The organism is Rhizobium croatiense (assembly GCF_019793465.1).
Lineage (GTDB): Bacteria > Pseudomonadota > Alphaproteobacteria > Rhizobiales > Rhizobiaceae > Rhizobium > Rhizobium croatiense.
On record NZ_JAILYJ010000008.1, the window covers coordinates 221516 to 243266 of the forward strand.

24 protein-coding genes and 1 pseudogene are annotated in these 21751 nt (G+C 63.0%); 16 read left to right on the forward strand and 9 right to left on the reverse strand.

Translation table 11 applies throughout. From position 1 onward, the window contains the following. Positions 1 to 8: 8 nt before the first annotated feature. The 4 genes from K6M89_RS15395 to K6M89_RS15410 form a co-directional block, all read right to left on the reverse strand. Positions 9 to 560: a DUF924 family protein gene (locus tag K6M89_RS15395; RefSeq protein ID WP_222140020.1), complete on the reverse strand. Its 552-nt coding sequence runs from the start codon at positions 558 to 560 to the stop codon at positions 9 to 11. A 111-nt stretch (positions 561 to 671) separates the two neighbouring features. Continuing rightward, positions 672 to 1736, reverse strand: a complete 1065-nt coding sequence (locus K6M89_RS15400) for a sensor histidine kinase (RefSeq protein WP_222140021.1) — start codon at positions 1734 to 1736, stop codon at positions 672 to 674. Positions 1737 to 1925: 189 nt separating this feature from the next. Beyond that, entirely contained in the window at positions 1926 to 3371 is a 1446-nt protein-coding gene (locus K6M89_RS15405) for an MFS transporter (protein WP_222140022.1), read from the reverse strand. Positions 3372 to 3485: 114 nt separating this feature from the next. Further along, positions 3486 to 3830, reverse strand: a complete 345-nt coding sequence (locus tag K6M89_RS15410; RefSeq protein WP_222140023.1) for a hypothetical protein — start codon at positions 3828 to 3830, stop codon at positions 3486 to 3488. 70 nt (positions 3831 to 3900) lie between these two features. On the opposite strand from K6M89_RS15410, the gene K6M89_RS15415 reads away from it, so the two are divergent. From K6M89_RS15415 to dhaK, 13 genes are all read left to right on the forward strand, one after another. Continuing rightward, positions 3901 to 5226: an ABC transporter substrate-binding protein gene (locus K6M89_RS15415; protein WP_097579695.1), complete on the forward strand. Its 1326-nt coding sequence runs from the start codon at positions 3901 to 3903 to the stop codon at positions 5224 to 5226. A 117-nt stretch (positions 5227 to 5343) separates the two neighbouring features. Then, the gene (locus tag K6M89_RS15420) at positions 5344 to 6312 is read left to right on the forward strand and encodes a carbohydrate ABC transporter permease (protein ID WP_222140024.1); all 969 of its coding nucleotides are present in this window, start codon (positions 5344 to 5346) and stop codon (positions 6310 to 6312) included. Further along, the gene (locus K6M89_RS15425; RefSeq protein WP_222140025.1) at positions 6309 to 7262 is read left to right on the forward strand and encodes a carbohydrate ABC transporter permease; all 954 of its coding nucleotides are present in this window, start codon (positions 6309 to 6311) and stop codon (positions 7260 to 7262) included. The genes K6M89_RS15420 and K6M89_RS15425 overlap by 4 nt, the downstream gene beginning before the upstream one ends. Further along, positions 7259 to 7477 carry a hypothetical protein gene (locus K6M89_RS15430; RefSeq protein ID WP_222140026.1) on the forward strand — a complete coding sequence of 73 codons (219 nt, stop codon included), beginning with the start codon at positions 7259 to 7261 and terminating at the stop codon, positions 7475 to 7477. Before K6M89_RS15425 ends, K6M89_RS15430 begins: the two co-directional genes overlap by 4 nt. 3 nt (positions 7478 to 7480) lie before the next feature. Then, a complete protein-coding gene (locus K6M89_RS15435; protein WP_222140027.1) occupies positions 7481 to 8578 on the forward strand; it encodes an ABC transporter ATP-binding protein in 1098 nt (365 codons plus the stop codon). Beyond that, positions 8571 to 9578 (forward strand): ABC transporter ATP-binding protein, encoded by a 1008-nt coding sequence (locus tag K6M89_RS15440; protein ID WP_222140028.1) that lies wholly within the window; start codon positions 8571 to 8573, stop codon positions 9576 to 9578. Before K6M89_RS15435 ends, K6M89_RS15440 begins: the two co-directional genes overlap by 8 nt. A 51-nt stretch (positions 9579 to 9629) precedes the next feature. Continuing rightward, positions 9630 to 11270, forward strand: a complete 1641-nt coding sequence (locus tag K6M89_RS15445) for a dihydroxyacetone kinase subunit DhaK (RefSeq protein WP_222140068.1) — start codon at positions 9630 to 9632, stop codon at positions 11268 to 11270. Between the two features lie 47 nt (positions 11271 to 11317). Beyond that, the gene (dhaL, locus tag K6M89_RS15450; RefSeq protein WP_097579688.1) at positions 11318 to 11938 is read left to right on the forward strand and encodes a dihydroxyacetone kinase subunit DhaL; all 621 of its coding nucleotides are present in this window, start codon (positions 11318 to 11320) and stop codon (positions 11936 to 11938) included. Then, complete coding sequence (gene dhaM / locus K6M89_RS15455) at positions 11935 to 12333, forward strand: dihydroxyacetone kinase phosphoryl donor subunit DhaM (RefSeq protein WP_222140029.1); 399 nt, start codon at positions 11935 to 11937, stop codon at positions 12331 to 12333. The genes dhaL and dhaM overlap by 4 nt, the downstream gene beginning before the upstream one ends. Then, positions 12333 to 12689 (forward strand): HPr family phosphocarrier protein, encoded by a 357-nt coding sequence (locus K6M89_RS15460; RefSeq protein ID WP_097579686.1) that lies wholly within the window; start codon positions 12333 to 12335, stop codon positions 12687 to 12689. The genes dhaM and K6M89_RS15460 overlap by 1 nt, the downstream gene beginning before the upstream one ends. Further along, complete coding sequence (locus K6M89_RS15465) at positions 12673 to 14274, forward strand: putative PEP-binding protein (protein ID WP_222140030.1); 1602 nt, start codon at positions 12673 to 12675, stop codon at positions 14272 to 14274. Before K6M89_RS15460 ends, K6M89_RS15465 begins: the two co-directional genes overlap by 17 nt. A gap of 1 nt (position 14275) precedes the next feature. Further along, the gene (locus K6M89_RS15470) at positions 14276 to 14683 is read left to right on the forward strand and encodes a hypothetical protein (RefSeq protein ID WP_010001912.1); all 408 of its coding nucleotides are present in this window, start codon (positions 14276 to 14278) and stop codon (positions 14681 to 14683) included. Positions 14684 to 14734: 51 nt separating this feature from the next. Then, a complete protein-coding gene (gene dhaK / locus K6M89_RS15475) occupies positions 14735 to 15727 on the forward strand; it encodes a dihydroxyacetone kinase subunit DhaK (RefSeq protein WP_222140031.1) in 993 nt (330 codons plus the stop codon). A gap of 10 nt (positions 15728 to 15737) precedes the next feature. Here dhaK and K6M89_RS15480 read toward each other — a convergent pair whose 3' ends face one another. Together K6M89_RS15480 and K6M89_RS15485 are read right to left on the reverse strand one after the other, a co-directional pair. Beyond that, positions 15738 to 16466 carry an esterase family protein gene (locus K6M89_RS15480; RefSeq protein ID WP_222140032.1) on the reverse strand — a complete coding sequence of 243 codons (729 nt, stop codon included), beginning with the start codon at positions 16464 to 16466 and terminating at the stop codon, positions 15738 to 15740. After that, entirely contained in the window at positions 16463 to 17422 is a 960-nt protein-coding gene (locus tag K6M89_RS15485) for an acetylxylan esterase (RefSeq protein WP_222140033.1), read from the reverse strand. Before K6M89_RS15485 ends, K6M89_RS15480 begins: the two co-directional genes overlap by 4 nt. Positions 17423 to 17809: 387 nt before the next feature. Between K6M89_RS15485 and K6M89_RS15490 the strand changes: the two genes are divergently transcribed. Together K6M89_RS15490 and K6M89_RS15495 are read left to right on the forward strand one after the other, a co-directional pair. Continuing rightward, a complete protein-coding gene (locus K6M89_RS15490; protein ID WP_222140034.1) occupies positions 17810 to 18304 on the forward strand; it encodes a MarR family winged helix-turn-helix transcriptional regulator in 495 nt (164 codons plus the stop codon). Positions 18305 to 18331: 27 nt separating this feature from the next. Next, positions 18332 to 18748 carry an NUDIX hydrolase gene (locus K6M89_RS15495; RefSeq protein ID WP_097579680.1) on the forward strand — a complete coding sequence of 139 codons (417 nt, stop codon included), beginning with the start codon at positions 18332 to 18334 and terminating at the stop codon, positions 18746 to 18748. A 24-nt stretch (positions 18749 to 18772) separates the two neighbouring features. On the opposite strand, the gene K6M89_RS15500 is transcribed toward K6M89_RS15495, so the two are convergent. After that, positions 18773 to 19810 (reverse strand): DUF3095 family protein, encoded by a 1038-nt coding sequence (locus K6M89_RS15500; RefSeq protein WP_222140035.1) that lies wholly within the window; start codon positions 19808 to 19810, stop codon positions 18773 to 18775. Positions 19811 to 19917: 107 nt separating this feature from the next. Beyond that, positions 19918 to 20313, reverse strand: a complete 396-nt coding sequence (locus tag K6M89_RS15505) for an Ohr family peroxiredoxin (protein WP_011425797.1) — start codon at positions 20311 to 20313, stop codon at positions 19918 to 19920. Between the two features lie 232 nt (positions 20314 to 20545). Here K6M89_RS15505 and K6M89_RS15510 point away from each other — a divergent pair. Continuing rightward, positions 20546 to 21414, forward strand: a pseudogene (locus tag K6M89_RS15510) (class I SAM-dependent methyltransferase). On the opposite strand, the gene K6M89_RS15515 reads toward K6M89_RS15510, so the two are convergent. Then, positions 21392 to 21739: a CAP-Gly domain-containing protein gene (locus K6M89_RS15515; RefSeq protein ID WP_097579677.1), complete on the reverse strand. Its 348-nt coding sequence runs from the start codon at positions 21737 to 21739 to the stop codon at positions 21392 to 21394. The pseudogene K6M89_RS15510 and the gene K6M89_RS15515 overlap by 23 nt on opposite strands. Positions 21740 to 21751: the final 12 nt, after the last annotated feature.

The window sequence follows — 21751 nt, forward strand, 5'->3', positions numbered from 1 at the left end:
AGAAGCACTCAGAAGCCGGCGCCTGGCCAGGAGAGATAGTCACGCTCCGCAGCCGTCGACTCCCGTCCGACGATGGCATTGCGGTGCGGAAATCGGCCATAGGCCGCGATCACATCGCGATGACGAATGGCATAATCCAGGTATTCCGCGTCGCCAAGCGCAGTGAACAAGGCCACCGAACGTTCCTGCTCGTCGAGGTTTTCGGCATGTTCGAACGGCAGATAGAAGAAGGTGCGACAGGCGACCTCGACGGCCTGGTCGCCCCCGGCCGCAAGCGCGAGCTTGGCTTCCCGCAGCGCCAGTCCGTCGGTTGCGAAGGCGAGCGGCGTGCCGCGATAGATGTTGCGGGGGAACTGGTCGAGCACGATGACCGCCGCCAGCCGGCATATCGGATCGGCCCGCCATTCGTCACTGATGCCTGCGGCCAGCGCCAGATGCGTATCGCGGTAAACATCACGGATCTCCACGTCGAGTTCCGGCGGCGGCTGGAACCACAGCTCCCGGCCGCAGCGAACGAACCAGAAATCATAGACTTCGCGCGGCGTGCGGATCGTCGTCATGTCTGTCCTCCCCATGCGTTAGGTTTGATGATGCGATGTCGGTAAGCTATTGCGGAAAAAGGATAATGCTGTGCCGTGAGGAGGCCCACGGCACGCCCTGCATCACACCTCCTACTTCCCCTCATGCAACGAAAACACCAGCGTCGCCCTCGTCCCGCCATGACCGGGATCATAGGCGAAATCCGATTTCAGGCTGGCGGCCATCGCCGTCAATATTCGCGTGCCGAGCCCAGTCCCTCTGGCAGGGCTCTCCGGATCAAACCCCGCGCCGTCATCCTCGACGATGACCTTCAGCACCTCTTCCGTCTGGTCGACGCTGACACGGATCTCCCCCGTGACGCTGTCCGGATAGGCATATTTGAAGGCATTGGTGACGAGCTCGCTGACGATCAGTCCGAGCGTGATAACCTTGTCGGTCGCCAGATTGACCGGCGCCGCAGTCAGCATGATGCGGTGCGGCCGCTTGTCGTCACGCATCGACGCTTCGAGTTCGATCAACAGGCTGTTCAGATATTCATCGAGCTGCACCGATCCGACCTGTCGGTTGGTATAGAGCCGGCGGTGCACGCTGGCGATGGCGTTGATGCGCATCTGCGTTTCGTGCAGCGCATCGATCGCCACTTGGTCCTTGGTCATCGAGGATTGCATGCGGATCAGCGCGCCGACCAGCCCGAGACTGTTGGCAATGCGGTGATTGACTTCGGCAAGCAGCATCTCCGCAAGATCGCGCTGCTGGCGGATCACCTCCTGCGCCTGCGCCGTCTCGCGGCGAAAACGCGCCCGCTCCAATGCCTGTTCGAGGGCAGCCGCGAGCAGATCGAAATAATCGGCCGAGATCCCCTTCAGCACGTAGTCGTCGGCACCCGCCTTCAGCGCCGCGACCGCGATGCTGGTATCGTCCGAACCCGTCGCATAGATGACCGGCGGATGATCCGGCATCGCCGTGATGCAGGGCAGAATGTCGAGGCCGGTTTCGTCGGCCAGCACATGATCGAGTACGACGGCATCGATTCCGCCTTCGCCGAGTCTCGCCAGACCGGCAGCGCCGTTCTTAGCCCACTCGACCGAAAAGCCGCGCCGAAGCAGGTTTTTCTGCATCAGCAATGCCAGCCCCTCGTCGTCGTCGATATAGAGGATGTGGATCAGGACATCCGCATCGCCGCTAGAATTGCTCATTCCCTCTCCCGGCGTTCTCCCGCAGCGACGATGGACCGCAAGCGTCCGACTCGTCCGCATGGCAATGTCGTATTGCATTGACCGCCCGAGGTAAACAGCCGCTACCCCTCGCTCTTGTCGCAGGCGGCGCCAAAGGACGACAACGGAAAACCGGTACCGCAGAGCGGGTTGATTGGTTTCGTCGGCAGGTTAGTTTTTCTGAAATTTCCGATGACCCGAAACTTCCGCTCCCGCCTCCGCCGGCAATTGCAGGAAGCGCAGCGACGAGATGACCCCGATCGCTCCGACCAAGACGAAGGCCCAACGGAAGTCGGCAAGAACGGGGGTCTCGGCCCCTCTGAGAGCCGCGGCAATGTTGAGCACGGCGGCCGCCACCGCCACGCCGAGCAGCATCGACACCTGCTGCAGCATGCTCGATAGCGTCGAGGCGGAACTGCGCTGCGCCGGGCCGATATCGGCGAAAGCCAGCGTGTTCAGCGCGGTGAATTCCATCGACCGCGACAGGCCGGCGAGAAAAAGCAGCGCATGGATGAAAAACTGCGGCGTATCAGGCGTCAGAAAACCGCAGGCGACGATCGAAAACGCCGCGATCAGCCCATTCAGCACAAGCACCGTGCGGAAACCGAAGAAGCGCAGGAGAGGCGTCGTCACCGTCTTCATGCCGAGATTGCCGAGGAAATAGACGAGCAGATAAGTGCCGGCGGCAATTGAACTCAGTCCGAATCCGAGCTGGAACAACAGCGGCAGCAGGAACGGTGTCGCATTGATGGCCACCCTGCAGGCCGTGCCCGCCGACAGAGTCGACATCGAGAAGGTCTGGACGCCGAAGGCCGAAAGGTCGAGAAGCGGATTGTCGACAGCGAGGAAATGTCGCGTCGCCATGACGGAGAGCACGATGCCAGCCGCGAGCATAGATATCACCTGCGGGAGCCCGCCTTCCCATTTGACCGAGAGTTCCAGGGCGGCGAGCAGGAAGGTGAGCCCTGCCGCACTGAGCACAAAGCCGACGAGATCGAGACGGCCGGCGTCGGCCTCGCGCTGCTCCGGAACGAAGCGCAACACCAGTCCCATGCCGAGAATGCCGATCGGGATGTTGATGAGAAAGTTCCAGTGCCAGCTGGCATAGGTGGTGATGAAACTGCCGAGCACCGGGCCAATCACCGGCGCGGTCAGCGCCGGCCAGGTGATCAGCGCAATCGCCTGGACGAGTTCGGACTTGCGGGCGTTCTTCAGCACGATGATGCGTCCGACCGGCGTCATCAGCGCGCTGCCCGCCCCCTGGACGGCGCGCCACAGCACGAATTCCATAAGGCTGCCGGACAGCCCGCAGAACAGCGAGGCGCCGGTGAAGACGCCGATCGACATCAGGAAGACACGGCGCGCGCCGAAGCGGTCGCCGAGCCAGCCCGACAGCGGAATGAAGGCGGCCATCGTCAGCATATAGACGGTGATGCCGATGCTCATCGATACCGGCTGCACGCCGAAGCTTGCCGCCATCTGCGGCAGCGAGGTGGCAACGATCGTGCCGTCGAGAATCTGCATGAAGAAGGAGACGGCAACGACCAGCGCCACGATCTTCGCCTGGCGGCCGCTTGCCGCCTCTTGCCGGTTCTCGCTCGTCTCTGCCGTGGTCATTGATCTCACAATGCGAATTGTCGGCGCGGCAGGAAACTGGAAGGAGCCGATCGGAGGATCTGCCGCGGGAAGCGCGCGAACGACGCCGCGCGTTGGCTGAATACGCCCGTCGCATCAGGCCGGAAAGGCTAAATCTTGCAGTCGGACAGAATATTCCCGATACGGCCGGCGGTCGGCCCAAAGAAAGAGCCCCGCCGAAGCGAGGCCAAGTTTGAACCCTCCCGGGAAAACAGGAGCGGCGTCGACGTCCATATCCTGCGGCCCATATCGCCGCGAGGCCAGATTTCGTCCCATTGGTACGCCTGCCGCAAAAATTTCCCGGATTTCCAAAAGAGAGGGCCGGACCTGCTGCCGCCGATCAACCCAGCGCGTGCGCTGCAGCGACGATTGTCGCTTGCAATGTTTATAAAAATACGTATCACTAAACATATTGCTAAACATGATGATTGAGGAGTTCATGTGAGCATTCTCTAAAACGGGTGAACATGCGACGCCGGCGGGGAGCCGGCATTGGTTCTGGGAGGAACTTATGCAGAAAACATCGAAAGCCCTTCTTGGGCTGTCCGCGGCATTCGTCATGTCGTCGGCATTGCCCAATCTCGCGAACGCCGATGAACTGACGCTGTGCTGGGCCGCCTGGGACCCCGCCAATGCACTGGTCGAGCTGTCGAAGGACTTCACCGCCAAGACTGGCACGCAGATGAAGTTCGAATTCGTTCCCTGGACAAGTTATGCCGATCGCTTCCTCAACGAGCTGAATTCCCATGGCAAGCTCTGCGACCTCATTATTGGCGACAGCCAGTGGATCGGCGGCTCGGCCGAAAACGGCCACTACGTCAAGCTCAACGACTTCTTCGACAAGGAAGGCATCAAGATGGATGACTTCGTGCCGGCGACGGTCGTCGGCTACTCGGAATGGCCGAAGAACACGCCGAATTACTGGGCGCTGCCCGCCATGGGCGATGTCGTCGGCTGGACCTACCGCAAGGACTGGTTCGAGAAGCCGGAACTGCAGAAGGAATTCAAAGCGAAATACGGCCACGATCTCGCAGCCCCGAAGACCTACGACGAACTGAAGCAGATCGCCGAGTTCTTCCAGAAGCGCGAGATCGACGGCAAGACCGTCTACGGCGCCTCGATCTATACCGAGCGCGGCTCCGAAGGCATCACCATGGGCGTAACCAACGTCCTTTACGACTGGGGCTTCCAGTACGACAACCCGAAGAAGCCTTACGACATGGAGGGCTTCGTCAACTCGGCCGACGCGGTCAAGGGTCTCGAATTCTACAAGTCGCTCTATGATTGCTGCACTCCGCCCGGCAGCTCCAACGTCTATATGGTCGAATCCGCCGACGCCTTCAAATCCGGCCAAGTCGCGATGCAGATGAACTTCGCCTTCACCTGGCCCGGCCTCTACAAGGACGAGAAGGTCGGCGGCGACAGGATCGGCTTCTTCCCCAATCCTGCTGAAAAGGCGCATTTCGCTCAGCTCGGCGGCCAGGGCATCTCGGTGGTCTCCTACTCCGACAAGCGCGACGTCGCCCTGCAATACATCAAGTGGTTCGCACAGCCCGAAGTGCAGGCCAAATGGTGGGAGCTCGGCGGGTTCTCCTGCCTGAACTCCGTCGTCAACGCGCCGGATTTTACAAAGAGCCAGCCCTATGCCCAGGCCTTCCTGGACTCGATGGCGATCGTCAAGGACTTCTGGGCCGAGCCAAGCTACGCCTCGCTGCTGCAGGCCATGCAGAAGCGCGTCCATAACTACGTGGTCGCCGGCAACGGCACCGCCCAGGAAGCACTCGATGGCCTGGTGAAGGACTGGAGCGACGTCTTCAAGGACGACGGCAAGATCTAGTGCCGGACGACGCGACAGTCGGCATCCTCTGCGCGCCATCCTGACCAGGATGGCGCCCGGATTGGCAGACGAGCCGGGCCGCCAGATCTTCCATATCCCAATAGACCGGGTGAAAAATTGACCATTTCCCATTCCTCCATTGTCGAGAAGGCGGCCGATGCGACAGCAAGAGCAACGCCGGTCTCGGTCGCCAGACGCGTTCACGGCCTCTCCGACAGGGCGATCGCCCGGCTGTTCATTGCGCCGGCCATCACCTTGCTGCTGGCCATCAACATCTTCCCGCTGCTTTGGGCGGTCTATCTCTCCTTCACCAATTACCGCGCCAACCGGCCGAATGCGCCGGTCCAGGGCGTCGGCCTTGGAAACTACGAACGCGTCCTCAACGATCCCGATATCTGGCAGGCGATGCAGACCACTGCGCACTTCGTCTTCTGGACGATCGTGCTTCAGACGGTGATCGGCTTTACGCTCGCATATCTCATCGACCGCAAGTTCCGCGGCCATGCCTTCTGGACAACGATCATCCTGATTCCGATGATGCTGTCGCCTGCCGTCGTCGGCAATTTCTGGCGCTTCCTCTACGAGCCTCAGATCGGCCTCTTCGCCTATGCCGTGTCGCTGGTGTCAGGCATTCCAACATCGGATATCCAGATGCTCGGCAACGTGACGCTGGCGCCATGGGCAATCATCATTGTCGATACCTGGATGTGGACGCCCTATGTGATGCTGATCTGCCTCGCCGGCCTGCGCTCGATCCCCGACTATATCTACGAGGCGGCCGAGGTCGACCGTGCTTCGCCATGGCGGCAATTCTGGTCGATCACCGTGCCGATGGCCCTGCCTTTCATCATGCTCGCCGTGCTCTTCCGCGGCATCGAGAATTTCAAGATGTTCGACATGGTGACGCTGCTCACCGGCGGCGGTCCGGGCTCGGTCACCGAGGTCGCCTCGATTACGCTGAAGCGCGCCGCCTTCGAAAGCTGGGCGACCGGCCGGGCCTCGGCCTTCGCCATCATCCTCTTCGTCGCGGTGTTCGGCCTCGCCAACATCTATGTCAAGGCATTGAACAAGGTGAAGCAACGATGAGCGCCGCCAACTCCGCCCATTCGGTCGTCGTACCGAGCCCGTCCAGCAAGCGCATCGCCGGCACCATCGTCGTGCTCTACGCGCTGATCACCCTCATCCCGCTCATCTGGATCTTCCTGACCAGCATCAAGTCGCCGCCGGATTCGATCAGCTATCCCCCGAAGATCGTCTTCACGCCGTCGCTCGAAGGCTATTGCAACCTCTTCACCACACGTACGCGTCAAACGCCCGACTATATCGCCTCGCTGCCGGCACCGGTCGGCACCTGCGATGAGGTGACGCGCAAGCGCAACATGGTGATCGCCGGCCCGTCGAACTTCTTGCCGCGCTTCGTCAATTCGCTTGTCATCGCCTTCGGCTCCACCTTCCTCGCAGTCTTCCTCGGCACGCTGGCCGCCTATGGTTTCTCCCGCTTCAAGGTACCGCTTGCCGACGACCTGCTGTTCTTCATCCTGTCGACGCGGATGATGCCGCCGATCGCCGTCGCCATCCCAATCTACCTGATGTATCGCGAACTCGGCCTATCGGACACGGCGCTCGGCATGATCCTGCTCTACACCGCCGTCAACGTCTCGCTCGCCGTCTGGCTGCTCAAGGGCTTCATCGACGAAATCCCGCGCGAATACGAGGAAGCGGCGATGATCGACGGCTATACGAGACTGCAGGCCTTCCGCAAGGTCGTGCTGCCGCAGGCAACGACCGGCATTGCCGCGACCGCGATCTTCTGCCTGATCTTCGCCTGGAACGAATATGCCTTCGCCGCCCTTCTGACCTCGGGCGAGGCCCAGACCGCGCCGCCCTTCATCCCGACGATCATCGGCGAAGGCGGACAAGACTGGCCGGCGGTCGCCGCCGGCACGACGATCTTCCTGATCCCGATCCTCGTCTTCACCATTCTCCTGCGCAAGCAGCTGCTGCGCGGCATCACCTTCGGAGCCGTCCGCAAATGAGCCATCTGATCGAAACACGCGCTCGCACCCCTGCCCGTCCGAAACGGCCCCTCTTCCTGCGCCGTGGCCCGATGGAGGCCATCGCCACCGTGCTGATCGGGCTCGGCTTCCTGATGCTGTTCCAGCCCTTCCTGCTGGTGCTCTACACCTATTCGCTGATCACTCTGCTCATAGGCACCGTCATGTTCATCATCGTTTCGAAATTCCCGGAGTAAACCATGGCGGATATCCGGATCGAAAATCTCCGCAAGGAGTTCGGCAGCTTCGTCGCCGTTCAGGATTCGAGCTTCACCGTCCATGACGGCGAGTTCCTGGCGCTGCTCGGGCCTTCCGGCTGCGGCAAGACGACGACGCTTCGCATGATCGCCGGCCTCGAGTTGCCGAGCAGTGGCAAGATCTATCTCGACGGCGAGGACGTCACCTTCAACCGCGCCAGCGCCCGCGACATCGCCTTCGTCTTCCAACTCTTCGCGCTCTATCCGCATATGAACGTGCGTAGGAATATCGGCTTCCCGCTGCTGTCGCAGGGCATGCCCAAGGCCGAAATCCGTCAGCGCGTGGAAGAGACCGCGCGCCTGTTGCAGATCGACCATATTCTCAACCGCTCGGTCTCGGGGCTTGCCGGCGGCGACCGGCAGCGCGTGGCGCTCGGCCGCGCCATCGTCCGGCGTCCGAAGTGCTTCCTGATGGACGAGCCGCTCGGCACGCTCGACGCCGAGTTCCGCGAGATCATGGTCCACGAGCTGCGCGAACTGCACAACCGCATCCACGCCACCACCGTCTACGTCACCCACGACCAGCACGAGGCGATGGCGATGGCCGACAAGATTGCCGTCATGAACCATGGCATCATCGAGCAGTTCGGCACACCGCAGGAAATCTACGCCAAGCCGGCGACCATGCATGTCGCCGATTTCATCGGTTCGCCGCCGATGAACTTCATGCGCTTCACCTCGGGCCTGAAGAGTGGCGACCGCTCCATCCTGCTCGACGGCGTCGATGTCGCCGTTCCCGAGATCCACCAGGATATGGCCGAAAGCGAGCTGGCGCTCGGCGTGCGGCCGGAGCATATCCGCTTCAGCGATGCCTCGGCGCTTCGCGGCGCCGTCTATGGCAGCGAATATCTCGGCACCAACCAGGTCGTGGCCGTGGAAACCCAGGGCGGCCTGATTAAGGCCCGCGTTCCCGCCAATCGCAGCTTCCGGATCGGCGAGACCGTCGGCCTCGAATTCAACCCGGCTAAACTCGCGCTCTTCGACTGCACGTCGGGCCGCGCGGTGCCTTCCCAGCTCTATCAGGAGACCCGGCATGGCTGATGTCGTCCTAAGAAACCTTACCAAGCGCTTTGGCGACACCCAGGCTCTGGCCGATCTCGATCTTTCGATCCGCGATGGCGAGTTCGTCGTGCTGCTCGGTCCCACAGGCGCCGGCAAGACCACGACGCTGCGGCTGATCGCCGGCCTCGAAAGGCCCGATAGTGGCCGCATCGAGATCGGCGGCCGCAATGTCGCCGCCGAGGCGCCCGCCGAGCGCGACGTCGCCTTCGTCTTCCAGCAATATTCGCTCTATCCGCATATGACGGTTTACGAGAACCTCGCCTTCCCGCTGAAGGCGCCGATCCGCAAGCTGAGTGCGGCGGAGATCGACCGGCGCGTCCGCGAAGTCGCGCGCATGGTCCGGATCGATCACAAGCTGGAGAACCGCTCGACTAGGCTCTCTGGCGGCGAGATGCAGCGTGTCGCCATCGGCCGGGCGCTGGTGCGCCGGCCGGCGATCTATCTGATGGACGAGCCGCTCTCCTCGCTCGACGCCAAGCTGCGCGCCGAACTGCGCTTGGAGCTGAAGCGCATCCAGAAGGAGCTGGTCTCGACGCTGCTCTATGTCACCCACGACCAGGTGGAAGCCATGACCATGGCCGACCGCATCGGCATCGTCGCCGAGGGGCGGCTGATGCAGGTGGGAACGCCGCGCGAGATCTACGGCAATCCCGCCAACCTGCATGTCGCCGCCCGCCTCGGCCAGCCGCACATAAACCTTCTGCCGGCGGACCTCTTGCCCGGCGGCCAGCCGCCGGCCGGCACGAAGACCGTCGGCGCCCGCACCGAACATCTCGACATCATTGTCGGCAAGGATGCCAATGCCGAGATCGACTGGATCGAACATTTGGGCGACCAGAACCATCTGCACATCAGGGCCGGCAATCACAAGCTCGTCACACTTGCGGATCCATATCTGGCGATCGCGCCGGGCGACCGGATCAGCTTGACGCTACGCGATCCGCTTTATTTCGATGCGGCTGGACAGCGCCTTTCCTGACCGACAAACAGGCATGACGATGGCATGAAAAACAAAGACGGGTCTCAATCGATGAAACACTTCTTCAACCGCAGGGAAAACATCGTCACCGAAGCTCTGGATGGTCTGCTTCTGACGAGCAGCAACGATCGTCTCGCCCGCCTCGACAGCTTCCCCGATATCAAGGTGATCCTGCGCGCGGATTGGGACAAGTCGAAGGTGGCGATCATCTCGGGCGGCGGCGCAGGCCATGAGCCCTCCCATGCCGGCTTCGTCGGCAAGGGCATGCTGACGGCGGCGGTATCCGGCGAAATCTTCGCCTCGCCAAGCGTCGACGCCGTACTGACGGCGATCCGCGCCGTGACCGGCCCGAAGGGCGCCCTGCTGATCGTCAAGAACTACACCGGCGACCGCCTGAATTTCGGTCTAGCTGCCGAAAGGGCGCGCGCCGAGGGCTTCGATGTCGAGATGGTCATCGTTGCCGACGACATCGCCATTCCCGGTATCAACCAGCCGCGCGGCGTCGCCGGCACGCTGTTCGTTCATAAGATATCGGGCTACCACGCCGAAAGGGGCGACGACCTGAAGACGGTCGCGGCCCATGCCGCAGCTGCTGCCGGCGACATCGTCTCGCTCGGCATGTCACTCTCCACCTGCAGCGTGCCTGGCCAGGTGCATGAGGACCGCCTCGGCAGGAACGAAGGCGAACTCGGCCTCGGCATACACGGTGAGCCTGGCGTCGAGCGCATCACGCTGCAGCCGGTTGCAGATATCGTCGCCACCATGGTGGCGCGCCTGTCGCCTGCGCTGCGCGAGGCGGAAAGCCATGCCCTCCTCATCAACAATCTCGGCGCGGTGCCGCCGCTCGAAATGGCTGTGATTGCCAATGCCGTGCTGTCGTCGCCGCTTGGCCGCTGCGTCCGGCTGACCATCGGGCCGGGGCCGATGATGACCGCGCTCAACATGAACGGCTTCTCGCTGTCGCTGATTCGGCTGGATGACGCTCGCGATGCGGCGCTGATGGCGGCGGTCGAGCCGCATGCCTGGATGCCGGCAGTCGAACGCCACCAGATCCGGATCATCGCCGCACCGAGGACGGCGGCCGGCTTGAACGGCCCAGCTGCGGCCGGGGAGAACGCCCGCATCCGCCGCCTAATCACGGCGCTCTGCGAGCATCTTATCTCTCGGGAAAGCGAACTCAACCGGCTGGACGGCCGCGTCGGCGACGGTGACACCGGCTCGACGGTGGCGTCAGGCGCCCGCAGCGTGCTTGCTCGCCTCGACACGCTGCCGCTCGACCGGCCGGCGGCAACACTTGCCTCGCTCGGCGATATCCTTGGCGCCAGCATGGGCGGATCGAGCGGCGTGCTGCTGTCGATCTTCTTCACCGCCGCGGCAAAGGCCATGGCCGACAGAGCCGATATATCGGCAGCCCTCCTTGCCGGGCTGGACAGGATGACATTCTATGGCGGAGCCGCAGTCGGCGACCGGACGATGGTCGATGCGCTGTCGCCTGCCCTGCAGGCGCTCGCCTCCGGCGATGTCGCCGCGGCGGCCAGGGCTGCGGCAGCGGGTGCGGAGTCGACCAAGGCGATGACGAAGGCCGGCGCCGGACGCGCCTCCTATGTCGGTGAAAGAGATCTGGTGGGCGTTGCCGATCCCGGTGCCGTCGCGGTTGCCGGCGCATTCGGCGTGGTGGCAAGCCTCGCCTGACCAGAGTAAGGTTTGAGAGCCGCGCGGGAGATGCGATGGCAGGGAGGATGGCAGTGCAGGCGGAACCGATGCTTGTTGCGGGATTGATCGAGGTGTGCCGCGCGACGATCGCGGAAAACACCGATCACCTTTGCGCGCTCGATCGTGCCATCGGCGATGGCGATCACGGAACCAACATGCGGCGCGGCTGCGAGGCGGTGAGCGCCGAAGGCGAAAGCCTGTCCAGCCTGCCCTTCGCTGACGCCGTGGAAAAGATCGGCCTGACGCTTGTGATGAATGTCGGCGGCGCGGCCGGCCCGCTCTACGGCACACTGCTGATGGAGATCGGCCGTGAGCTTCGCAAAAGCGAGGAAATGGCCGATTTTTCGCTGGTGCTGAAACAGGCGATCGATGCCGTCGCAAGGCGCGGCCGCGCGCATGCCGGCGACAAGACGCTGCTCGACGTGCTCTATCCTGTGCATGCCGCGTTGGAGAATCGCTCTCCACTCGGTGACATCGCCCGCAAGGCCGAACGCTCCGCCACCCGCACCGCCGACATGAAGGCAATGCGCGGGCGCGCGGCCTATCTCGGCGACCGTTCGATCGGCCATGTCGATCCCGGCGCGTCGAGCTGCGCGCTGCTAACGACGGCGATCTGCCGCTATCTCGGGGAGCACCGTCCGGAATGAATGGAAAGACCGCAAATGTGGGTATCGTCATCGTCTCCCACTCGCCGCTGGTGGCAAGGGGTATCGCCGACATGGTGCGGCAGATGGTCGGCGACAGCGTGCCGCTCTCCTGGTCGGGCGGCAACATCCATGGCGAGCTTGGGACCAATGCCGGCGGCATCCTAAGAGCGATCGAGGCCGCCTGGTCCGATGCCGGCGTCGCCGTCTTTGTCGATCTCGGCGGCGCCGAAACCAACAGCGAGATGGCGATCGAAATGCTGGGGCTTCCCCGCTCGGGCCTCGTCTCCATCTGCAACGCGCCGCTGGTCGAGGGAGCCGTCATCGCTGCCGCCGAAGCGTCGGGTGGCGCGTCCCTGGCCAAGGTCGTCGCTACAGCCGAGGAACTGTCCCCCTGATGACCAGCGGATTGCGAATAGAAAAACAGGAGCCCGAGCCATTGCCCGAGCCATTTAAGGTGAACTGCCAGACGGAGGTGGAGGTCAAGCACGGCGTCGGGCTGCATGCTCGCCCGTCCGTCACCTTCACGCGGCTTGCCAAATCCTTCCCCTGTTCGATCGAGATCGCGGTCAACGGCAGCGATGTCTGGCTGAACGGCAAGAGCATCATCAAGATCATGGGTGCGAGGATCCGCAAAGGATCGATCCTCCGGATCCGCGCCGACGGCATCCTCGCCGAAGAGGCGATCCGCGCGCTGAAGGAACTCATCGAGCGCAACTTCGATGAGGAAAAGAAACATGGCCGAACCGCTTAAGCTGAAAGCAAAGAGCGCATCCCCGGGCATCGCATCCGGCCCGGCCTTTCTCGCGGAGGAGCCGCAGGCGCCTTCCGCTGCCGAACGGCCGGACGCTGCCGCACCCGGAACCATTGGCGGATTCGGCGCACTGGAAAAGGCGATCGATATCTCGATCGGCGAACTCGAACACCTTGCCGAGGGTGCCGACGCCGAAAGCCGCGATATCATCGATTTCCAGATCGAGGTGTTGCGCGATCCGACGATCGCGGAGGCGACGGGCGCACGCATGCAGGGCGACGAAAACGTCGTCTTCGCCTGGGTCGCCACCCTGGACGCCTATATCGGCGAACTCGAAGCGGCCGACGAGGAGCAGATGCGGGCGCGCGCAGTCGATATTCTCGACATCAAGAACCGCGTGCTCGGCGCGCTCGCAGGCACCCCGATCGCCGATTTCCCGCCCGGCTCGGTCTTCGTCGGCAAGGACATGGAGCCCAGCCGCTTTCTCGCCCACGACTGGTCCAAAGGCGGCGGCATCGCGCTGTTTGCAGGCAGCACCGCCGGCCACGTCGCCCTGCTCGCCCGGACGAAATCCGTGCCGATGGTGGTCGGCACTGGCCGCTTTTCGGCCGCAGACGGAGACCCTGTCAGCGTGGATGGCAACGCCGGTGCGGTCATCCTGAAGGCAGGCGGTATGCTGATCCCGCCGCTGGCACCTGCACAAGCACCTACCGGCGAAATGCAAATCGCCAGCGGCGAGCTGCGCACGGCGGACGGCGTGCCGATCCTGCTCTCCATCAACATCAACGATCCCGCCGAGATCGATGCGCTCGATCCGGCAACGGCAGGCGTCGGCCTGATGCGCTCGGAATTTTCAGTCACCTCGATCGCCGATGCCGCCAATGAGGAACGGCAGCTGGCGATCTATCGCCGGGTGCTGGAGCAAGCGGGCGACAGGCCAGTAACGATCCGCATGCTCGATATCGGCGGCGACAAGCCGCTCGCCGGCCTCGAAGATCTGCCGGCTCTCTCCCCAGGCCCGCGCGGCATCCGACTGCTGCTTGCCCGGCCGGAAATCGCCCGCGTCCAGGCCCGCGCCCTGCTGCGCGCCGCCGTCTTCGGCAGGCTTTCGGTGATGCTGCCGATGGTGACCTTTCCCGACGAGATCGACAGGATGCGCGAGCTGTTCCGCGAGGAAGCCGAAAAGCTCGGCCGCCGCGCCCTGCTGCACCGGATGCCGCCGATCGGCATGATGGTCGAGGTGCCGGCAGCCGCATTGATGCTCGACACTTTTGGATCTGCCGCGTTCTTCTCGTTCGGAACCAACGATCTCGCGCAATATCTCGCCGCATGGACCCGCGACGACATTGATGCCGATGCCGGCAAGGCGGCACCCGCCGTGCTCCGACTGATTGCCCAGGCGGTGAAGCTGACCGTCGGCAAGCCCGTCAGCATCTGCGGCGACATGGCCGGCAATCCGAGCTATCTGCCCGGACTGCTCGCCGCCGGTCTCAGGCATTTTTCCGTGGCGCCGGCCGGGCGTCACGCGATAAGATCGGCGATCATCGGGCTCAACGCCGATGGCACAAGGGCAGCCGGAGAGTAGGATGGCGCGCGAAGACACCGAAGACGCCATAATTGCCTACAAGTCCATTCTAGCGCAGATCATCGACAACAGGCCGTCGGGCACGCGCCAGCGCCTGGCAACGGCACTTGGAAAACACCGAAGCTTCGTCACCCAGATCACCAGCCCGACCTATGCGACGCCGCTGCCGGCGCGCCATCTCGCGACGATCGTCCGCGTCTGCCATTTCAGCGCCACTGAGGAGGAACGCTTCCTCGAAGCCTATCAGGCCGCCCATCCTGGCAAGCTGCCGGATCTCGGCCACTCTGAGAAATTGCGGCACCTGTCGCTGATGGTGCCGGATTTCGGCGACGACAGGAAAAACCGCCTGCTGGAAGAGGCGATCTCCGATCTGGTGCAGAAGATCGTCGCGATATCGGGTGCGGAATGACGAGTGAGACGCTAGACGTAACGTAATGCCTTTGGCCTTGGGAGGGGCTTGATGAAGAAGTTCATGAACACTGCGGAAACCATGGTCGCCGAAAGCGTCGAAGGCTTCGTGCGCGCCCATGAGACTTTCGTGATGTTCGGGCCGGAGCGCAGATTCATCCGCCGCCGCCATCTTACATCGGGCAAGGTGGCGCTCATATCAGGTGGCGGCGCCGGCCATGAACCGATGCATATCGGCTTCGTCGGCCACGGCATGCTGGACGCCGCCTGTGTCGGCCATATTTTTACCTCGCCGACGCCGAGCCAGATCATTGCCGCCATCGAAGCAGCCGATACCGGCGCCGGCTGCCTGCTCGTGGTCAAGAATTACGACGGCGATCTGATGAATTTCGAAATGGCCATCGAGATGGCTGGCGAGCGCCACCGCCTCGACATGGTCATCGTCAGTGATGATATCGAAACGTCGAGAACAGGCGAAAGCCGAGGCCGTCGCGGCGTCGCCGGAACGCTGATCGTCGAAAAGATCCTGGGTGCTGCGGCCGAACGCGGCATGCCGCTTGACGAGCTGAAGCAGCTCGGCGAAGGGTTGAACACACGCATCCGCTCGATGGGGGTGGCGTTGAACGGCGTGACGGTGCCGCAGACCGAGCGCACGACGTTTGCGCTCGAACCCGGCGAGATGGAAATGGGCGTCGGCATCCACGGCGAGCCCGGCCATGCCAGGCAGCCCTTCGCCACCGCCGACGCCGTCATCGGCCATCTCTGCAAGACGATCATCAGTGACATCGCCGTGACGCCGGGCGCCCGGGCGCTGCTCTTCGTCAACGGCCTCGGCGGCACGCCGCCGGCCGAACTTTACCTCGCCTATAACGGCGCCCGCCGCTTCATCGAGGAGAGCGGCATCCCGATCGAGCACTCGCTTGTTGGAACCTACGTCACTTCCCTCGACATGCAGGGACTGTCCGTTACCCTCGCTTTGCTGACTGACGAGGAGAGCTCGCTCTGGGACGCGCCAGTGGCAACGGCGGCTTTATGTTGGCCGTGACCGACAGTATTCAGATATAAAGTGGCGCCATCTTCCGCCAGGCGCCAGCGCGATGAGCGCGGCCGTCCCAGACATGCAGCTGATGGCGAATATTCTTCTCGCCCAGCAGCCGGCTGAGATAGCGGTTGTTGTCGATGAAGGGATCGGCATCGCCGATGGTCAGCACGATGTCGATCTCGCGCAGCCTGTCGAGCCGCCAGTCGGCGCCGAGGCCGGGCAGGAAATGTGTCGGCGTGTGGAAATAAACGCTGTCGTCGTAATAGCCGTCGAACAGGTCGCTGAAGGATTCCACCTTCATCGTCAGGTCGTAGCGCCCGGAAAAGGCGACGAGCTTGCGGAAGAGATGCGGGTGGCGGAAGACGAGGCTCGCCGCCTGGAAGGCGCCGAGGCTGCATCCATGCACGATGGTGCAGTCATGCGAATTCTTCGCCGCCATCAGCGGCAGCACCTCGTTGAGGATATAATCCTCCAGTGCCGCATGCCGGCGGATACGCTCGGCCGGATGGCGGTGGAAGCCGTAGAGGCTGTCCGCCGCCAGGCCCTCGATGCAATAGAGCTGGAGATGGCCGGCCTGCAGCTTGTCTGCAAGGCTTGCGACCAGGCCGAGCTGCTCATATTCGAAAAAGCGCCCTTCCCGCGTCGGAAAAACCAGCACCTTGGCGCCGGCATGGCCGAACACCAGCATCTCCATGTCTCGATGCAGACGCTGACTGTACCAGCGCAGATATTCGCGGTTCATGACACCCTGAAAAACTGTCCGATCTTGTCGCGGAGAACCGCCTCTTGATCAGCACTTCCAGGGTAGTCGAAATGCCCGGCGTCCAGGATGAAGATTTCATTAAATTTCGGTATCGAATTGGCGACAGCGAACTGGCAGGGCGGCGCGACCGAAGGATCGAAAAGCGCCACCGCCGTCAGCATCGGCACCCTGATCCGCCTCGCGGCCGTCGCCGCATCGAAGAAGCGCAGCGTCTCCAGCACGTTTCCATGTTCCGCCTGATATTCCTGCACCGATTGGGCGCTGCCGACGCTCGGCAGCTTGAGGCGCAGCGACTGGTGCCCGAAGCTCGGAAGCGCGAGATGCCCGCGGTCGATGCGGTCATCATAGGCGATCGCCATCGCCCCGACGCCGCCGCCGAAGCTGATGCCGCTATAGCCGATATGCCCTGACAGCCAGGGATAGAGCGCAACGAGCGTCGAGACGGCAAGCCAGATATCCTCGACACAGCCGCCGATGATATAGGAATCCTTCCTGTCGATATCGTGCAGCACATGCCAGGAAGGATTCTCGGAAATCGGCGGATGAGCGCTGAGCGACAGCCCGCGGCAGCAGGGAAAGATGAGCGCGGTTTCGCTGACCGGCAGGTCGAAATCCGGACGCTCGCGTCCGCCGTAACCATGCCCGACGACCAGGCCGCGCCGCACCTCCCCCTCGCGCGGCAGCAGCAGCCAGCCGCCGATCCGGAACGCATCCGTGGAGAGATAGACCAGGTAGAGCACGTGCCAGTCGGGGTGGGTGATCTCGCTGCGGGAAAGCGCCGGCTGCGGATCGACCGTCAGCGCCTTTTGATATCGCGTCTCCCAGAATGCGTCGAAACCATCCGGCTCCTCGGGCGGCTCGACCGCAAGCAGTTCGTCGAGCTGCATGCCGTAAGTGGGATCGAAGGCGAAGGGATGTGTCGCGGGAATGCTCATCCGGGCTTTGTCGCGTGAAAGCACCGGCCATGCAAGGCTATGCGGCGACTACTTGCCCATCTGCTCTCGCCGCAAGGCTACGCGGGCCAAAGGCCGATGGAGCAGACCGCCCCCGCCTCCGTCATTCCTATGCTTGTCACAGGAATCCAGTCACGGCGCGTCCGCGCCGTGGATTGACTCCAGACGAACCTAAAGTGAGTCTCCCGCGCCAAAGGACTTGGACGTGCTGAAAAATTCGGCTGATACGTCCGACGCCGAATCTGGCCGCCGTCGGCAGCTCTGCTGTAGGCGACGGCCGGGTGGTCACCTGAAATCACGCCATCACCATTGCGATTTAATCGGATGCGATATATATAATTGCGGTAGCAACCGAGACAGGATATCCCCATGCCCACGTCCAAAGCCGCAAAACAGTCTGTACCCGCCTCTCCTGGGAGTGGCGGTGAGGTCCGTAAGCTTTCGACCTTCCTGTGCTTTGCGGTCTATTCGGCCAATCTCGCCTTCGGCCGCGCCTACAAGCCGATCCTGGACGCGCTCGGCCTGACCTACACCCAGTATATCGCCATGGTGGCTCTCTCCGAGGAGGACGATCAGACGGTCAGCATGCTGGGAGAAAAACTGTTCCTCGAATCCAACACGCTGACGCCCATTCTCAAGAAGCTGGAGTCGGCCGGCTTTATCACCCGCCATCGCGATCCCGCCGACGAACGGCAGGTGCGTGTCAGCCTGACACCAGCGGGGCGCGATCTTCTCGAAACCGATCCCGGCTCCGCCCTGATCGACGCCGTCGGCCTCGGCGACGATTTCCCCGTCGTGCAGAAATCGGTGACGCGGCTGCGCGACAACCTGCTGCGGGCGCAGGCGGAACCGCAAAAATCATGATCGCGGCACATGTCGGCACCTGGTGACATGCCCGAGATCGCAATCGGCGCATTGATTGGAAATGGGAGCGTTCTTCTCGCCAGGCGAAGTTCGGAGCGCAGGACGCACCCGGATCGGTGGAGCCTGCCGGGCGGTCACGTCGAAGACGGCGAAGACGCCGAGACAGCACTGTGCCGGGAATTGCTGGAAGAAATCGGCGTGACGCCGCAGCACTGGCTGTTTGCCGGAGATTTCGTTTCGGAAAGCCCGCCCGGGGCATCCGCCACCTTCCATGTCTATCACGTCGACCGATGGCAGGACTCTCCGCGACTTATCGGCGATGAACACACGGCGCTCAGATGGTTTACCGCCGCGGAGATAGAATGCGAAACCGAACTGGCGCCGCCTCAGCTTGGTGAAATGCTCTTAAACCTGCTCAGACCGAAAACGAACAACCAGGCATGATGACGCGGAGAAGTGGCGCCACACCTACAGCGCACGCTGCCGAACCTCCGCAAGCGCGCCCTCCTCCATCATCGCGGCCGCTTTCGCGTAACCGCCGCCCATTCCATCGAGAAAATGCAGATGCGAATCCGGCCGCCCCGATGGCACGAGGCAGGTCATCAGCGCGTGAGACTGGCGGTGCAGCCCGAAGTCGATCTCGCCGCGCGCCCGCGCTGCAATGAGCATGGCTTCGACGCTGTCGATCTGGTCCGGCGCGCAGTCCAGCGTCAGGCGCAGGCCGTCGTCGAACTTGCGGAAATCCGAATTGGAGGCGACCTCCGACCAGCGTTTCGCGCTGACCTGCTTCTCTCTTGCCATACCCGTCCGTCCGGAAAGCGGATGGGACCGGCGCGGCGCGGCATCGAAAACCGCGAGCACGCGTCTTGCCAGCGCCGCAAACACCTCCGGGCGCGTGTGGTCGCGCGGCTCGACCAACAATGACAGGATCTCGCCGCGCTGGCTCGGGAACGGCGCCCAGTCGCAGCTCAGGCCCGACAGGTCAGGCTTCATCGCATAACGGCCGGGTTTGACCAGAAAGCGGCCGTTCTTGATCTGCTGCTCCGCCCATTTGAGCCCGCCTCCGGCAAACATCGCATAGGTCGCGCTCTTGGAAGCGGCGTAGCGCGCGATCCTGACGTCTCGCCTGTTGGCACGGATTTCGCCGACGGTGACGAGCCCGACACGCAGGTCGAGATGAAGCTCGGCTTTGGCGAAGCCCGCGACGTCACGCAAGGCCGATGTCGCCGCCATGATGCCGTTCGCCGGCAAGGCGGAGGCTGCTCCGTCTCCGCGAAATACGAACGGAAAATCGAACGAACCCCAGGCATTGCCGAGGGCGGCGATGATCGATGCGCCGGCATAATTGACGTCTTCATAGCGTCCCGATCGGATCGCCGCGGTCGAGCTGACGACATCGGTGATGCCGATCAGCCAATCGTCAGGCAACGGCTCGTAGACATCGGGATCGAGTACCAGCGAAAACTCGTCATAGGCCCGGCGCGGTTCCGCGTGGCTGTTGATCATGGCATGTTCTCCGGATCGGCGGGTTTGGCTGCTGGCTCAGAAGCGGGTCTGCCGCCGATCGGCAGACCCCCGCTTGAAGGTGACGGCGCGAGGCCGGCCCTTCCCGTTCAGACAAGCTTGGTTTCGACGTCGATATTGCCGTGGACCGCCTTGGAGTAAGGGCAGATGCCGTGGGCCGCCTCGATCAGTTCCTGTGCGATCTCACGGTCGATGTCTGCAAGGCTGACATTGAGCCGTGCACGCAGGAAGTAGGAGCCGTTATCGCCGTTGAGCGTAATCTCGGCATCGACCTCGGGACCGGCTGGCAAGGTGATCTTCCGCTGTGCGGCGGCGAGCTCGATGGCACCGATATAGCAGGCCGACCAGGCGGCCCCGAACAGGTTTTCGGCCGCCGGATGCGGCTGCGGCAGCTTGATGTCGAGCGTGCCGTCGCTGCTGCGGGCATAGCCGTTGCGACCGCCGGCGATGTGGGTCTTGCCGGCGAAAAGAAGCTTCTCAGTCATTGTCGTATCCTTTCGGTTTGCTGATTTTTAGCGTATCCGATTAAATCGGATGCGCGTTAATACGCCGAACCGAATTCAACGTCAATACTATTCCGATTTAATCGGATACGATTTATTTTGCCAGCGCGCAGGCAGGCTCGACCGGTTGCGCAGTCACGTCTTGCCCGGGACGGAGGCCCCCTATAGGCTTGCCTTGAGGCTCGGGGCTTCACGAGGAAGACGGAGAGTTGAGATGTCCTCCATAACCGAAGGCAATGCGGGACAATATGGCGACAGCCGCAAGCTCGCCGCCCGCGCCAGGCTCCATACCGAATACACCATCGCCGAAACGGGCTGGTTTCCATGGGTTGCCGCGCAACTGCTTTTGAAACCGGCAGATCGCGTCCTCGACGTCGGCTGCGGGCCGGCATGGTTCTGGGCGGCAACGGCGGGTCTGCTGCCGGAGAATCTGCACCTGACGCTCGCCGACCTTTCGCCAGGCATGGTCGACGAGGCGGTGGCGCGAGCTGCGGCGCACTGCCCTTCGGTTCCGTGCGAGGCTGCCGGGCCGATGCCGCCGCACTTCCCTTCGAAGACGGCGCCTTCGATCTCGTGATTGCCATGCATAGGCTCTATCACCTGCCCGACCCCGCCGCCGGCATCGCGGAGATGGCGAGGGTGCTGAAACCGGGCGGCTTTCTCGCGGTCACCACCAACGGCATCGGCAATATGCGCGAGATCTATCGCCTGACGACCGTCTTCGGCAGCGCGCCGACCGATCCGGCCGCCGTAGCCTTTGGATATGACGCCGCCGAGCAAATGATGCGGACGCAATTCGGAAACGTCGCCATGTCGCAGTATCCGGCAAGCATGCGGATCACCGAGCCAGAGGATGTCTTCCTGGCCCTGACCTCCTATCCGCCCGGCGAAGGCGCCGGCGAGCCTGAGCTCAGCGGTTTCCGCCGGGCGATAACCGATGCCTTCAGGCAAGGCAGCGGCGCGCTCGATGTCAGCAAGGAGACCGGGCTGTTCCTCAGCAGGAAGACGGCCGATCGGATCGCCGCCTTTCAGGAACGCGGCCAGCCGGGACAGAGCGGCCTCAGACCTTCTCTTTCTTCCTGACCTTTTCCTTCGGCTCGGTCGGCGCATCGGGCGTCGGGGCGAGCAGCTTGCGCAGCGATGCGATCTTGTCCTTCACCAGCGGCCGGAAGCGCGTCGCGCGATAGGGCATATCGGCCGCACCGTAGCCTTCCGGCCCGTCATCATTGCCGCGATGGATTTCCGCAAGCTTCACCCCGATGAACGTGCCGTCGACATAATGGGTATATTCGCCCACCCAGCGGATCGTATAGATCTCGCCCTTGCGGATCAGCTGGTCGATGCTGACGTGCTTGAAGGTGTCGTTGATGCAGACCACCTTCTGGCCGACATGAAATTCATAGCTCATGAATCAAACTCT